1 protein-coding gene and 2 pseudogenes are annotated in these 2,549 nt (G+C 40.5%); 1 reads left to right on the top strand and 2 read right to left on the bottom strand.

Going from position 1 to position 2,549, the window contains the following annotated elements:
• Positions 1 to 436, bottom strand: a pseudogene (locus ACP45E_RS07365) (DcaP family trimeric outer membrane transporter); the annotation flags it as partial.
• 740 nt (positions 437 to 1,176) lie between these two features.
• On the opposite strand from ACP45E_RS07365, the gene ACP45E_RS07370 reads away from it, so the two are divergent.
• Complete coding sequence (locus ACP45E_RS07370; RefSeq protein WP_017035938.1) at positions 1,177 to 1,893, top strand: hypothetical protein; 717 nt, start codon at positions 1,177 to 1,179, stop codon at positions 1,891 to 1,893.
• Positions 1,894 to 2,154: 261 nt separating this feature from the next.
• On the opposite strand, the pseudogene ACP45E_RS07375 reads toward ACP45E_RS07370, so the two are convergent.
• Positions 2,155 to 2,549, bottom strand: a pseudogene (locus tag ACP45E_RS07375) (hypothetical protein); the annotation flags it as partial.

A 2,549-nucleotide genomic window follows, 5' to 3' on the forward strand; every position in this document is an offset into this window, starting at 1 on the left:
CGCTCTTCCGATCTTTTCTAATGTCCATCAGGGTTGACCAGGTTTGGCCAGCTATGATTTGACCGGAACCCTTATTCCAACGTAGATACGCCTCACGTATACGTGGTGATACAGATGAATCATTTTTAGCATTGAAATCCATCACATAACGCGCCGATATAGTTGAACCATCGTTCAGAGTGCGCTTCGCACCTGCACTAAGCTGAGACAGTGTGGCATCAATTTTATTATCGCCATAAGTCTCTTTGTTATATAAAGCATCAGCAGGAATATTAGCCCCCGCTCCTGATACATTACTATCGAAGAGAAAAACCGTATTAATCGAGCCACCGAAAGAGTATTCCGTCTCATTCGCCGATAGTGCAGGTGAGGCCAATGTCATTGCAGACGTTGCGATCAAACAAGGTGCCAGAAAAGGTAATTTTGTCATATTCATAAGAGTGTTTGTTGGCTTACTATTGGTTTTATCAATACCAATCTCAGTGAATAACTGGTCATCATAGCTGGTTAAAATACGTCATAACGGCGTTTGAATCTTTGATTGTAGAATAAAGACTTAACGAAAATCTTGCCTTGTTATCCAGCATTTTTACTGTGCTATTTTTGATCGCTTAGTTACTGTGATTGGCACAAAAAGCGGCCCTTTATAAGTCGCCAGCTTTTATCGAGTGGCATGACTCAAAAAATTCGCTAGGCGCAATTTACTTTGCACCATTTTAAAAATGCCATCGAATTTCAATGTGTTAATAAGGCATTTTTGTCGCCGTAGAGTAAGATTAAATGGCTATGCTACATAGGTCTTTTGGTGACACCAATGCGGTAAGTAGGTGATCTAGATCTATAAAAGACAACGGAATAACAATCGATTTACACAGGTGTATATTTTGTCCGTTTTTCTTATGAAGTGAGATAATTTGATAGCCAATCAACTATAGCCAATCAATTAAGGACTATATAAGCCACTAATAAAGCCTGCATACTGGCTTCACCACATACTATAAAGTGGGCAACTGACATTTACCGTCATTCTTATCTATTTAGAATCGGTAAATCTGTCCTTAAATGACCTATTTTCATCTTGGTGCCGTTGATAGGATCCACACAATTTATCAAGGATATAAAAATGCATAATTATATTTTTATATCACTTTCCAACTCGTTATTTAGGTATCTTACGTGTCACAAAAACTCCCGCTCTATTCACTTGCGTTAACCTTAGCGATGACGTCAGGGTTTTCATTTGCTGAAAATACAGAAACTGAAAAGAACCCAGAAGATCCAACCAAGGTCATTACCAAAGCCGGTGCCGGTTTCTCTGGCGATAATGTCACAATATCTGGCTCATTGGGTTTAGATGAAGCTCGCATGATCAATGCGACCATTAACCAGGATGCTTCCGAGTGGAGCTTGGGGGGATCATGGTTGTTTGATATTGGGATACTCAATTTCAATTTCCGTAAGACGACGTATGATGATGACTCTCATAACACCTCATACAATTTGGGCACCTTTGTTCCTCTAAGTTACTTTGATTTTACACCGGGTGGATGGCAACCCTTTGTCATGGGTGGCTATAGCTACAACGATGGTGAAATTCGCGATCACGATATCTCAGTAGAACCCAATGGTGCAGTGTTTATCCCTGTAACGAGTCATGCGTTATATGTTGGGGCTTTTGCGTTTAAACCGTGGTCAGAACATTGGACAACCATGGCATTTTTAGGTACAACGCAAGGCTCTCAAGATCTTGAGATCTACTGGGCAGGTGCAGGTGTCAGCTATCGTATTAACAAACAGCATTCTTTCAATTTGTTTGGTATGGCATCTGATAGCACAATCTATGGTAGTGAAGAGAAGCTAAGCGTTAACTACCGTTATGAGTTCAATCGGTAGTATTTGAAAGCGATCCGTTATTACACTTTTAATCTTCTTTTAAATTTAACCGATCGCTAAATCAGCTTTTAAAAATAAAAAATACTTATTTTTAAATATTAAGCTATTCCGCAACAATAAAAATAAAGCGTCCAATTGGACGCTTTATTTTTTAATACACAATCAGCATGCTGTGTTCACTATGATAGATTAACCTGAATGCCCAATAATAAGTGCAACACTCAGGGCAATCGTTATCAACCTATCAAAGTGTGGTGCTCATTAGAAGTAGTAACGCACACCAAGCCATGCTTCTGTTTGCCACTCACCAGTGCCCGCTAATTCTGCGTCTTTGTAATCGACACTTGATTTAACGAAGTCGTAGCGAGTATTCAGCCACCAAGTACGGTTGCTGTTGAGCGGCACATTCAGTGCAACTTTAACCGATAAGTTTTGCATGTCGATATCATCACCAGAAAGGTCCATCCACTCTGGTACAACAGAGACATAAGCACCGCTTTTACCAATGTGTTTTGCTGTGATCAGACTTGCTGAATACCCAAGCAGATCATCTTTATCATCGGTTAAGCCAGGGATTTCCATTGTCCCTGTCATTGCGCCCAATCGTGGGAAGACCAAAAAGCCACCGGTCAGCGCTGGGTTAATCGCGGCAACCG

This window comes from Vibrio genomosp. F10 str. 9ZD137, assembly GCF_049974785.1.
Lineage (GTDB): Bacteria > Pseudomonadota > Gammaproteobacteria > Enterobacterales > Vibrionaceae > Vibrio.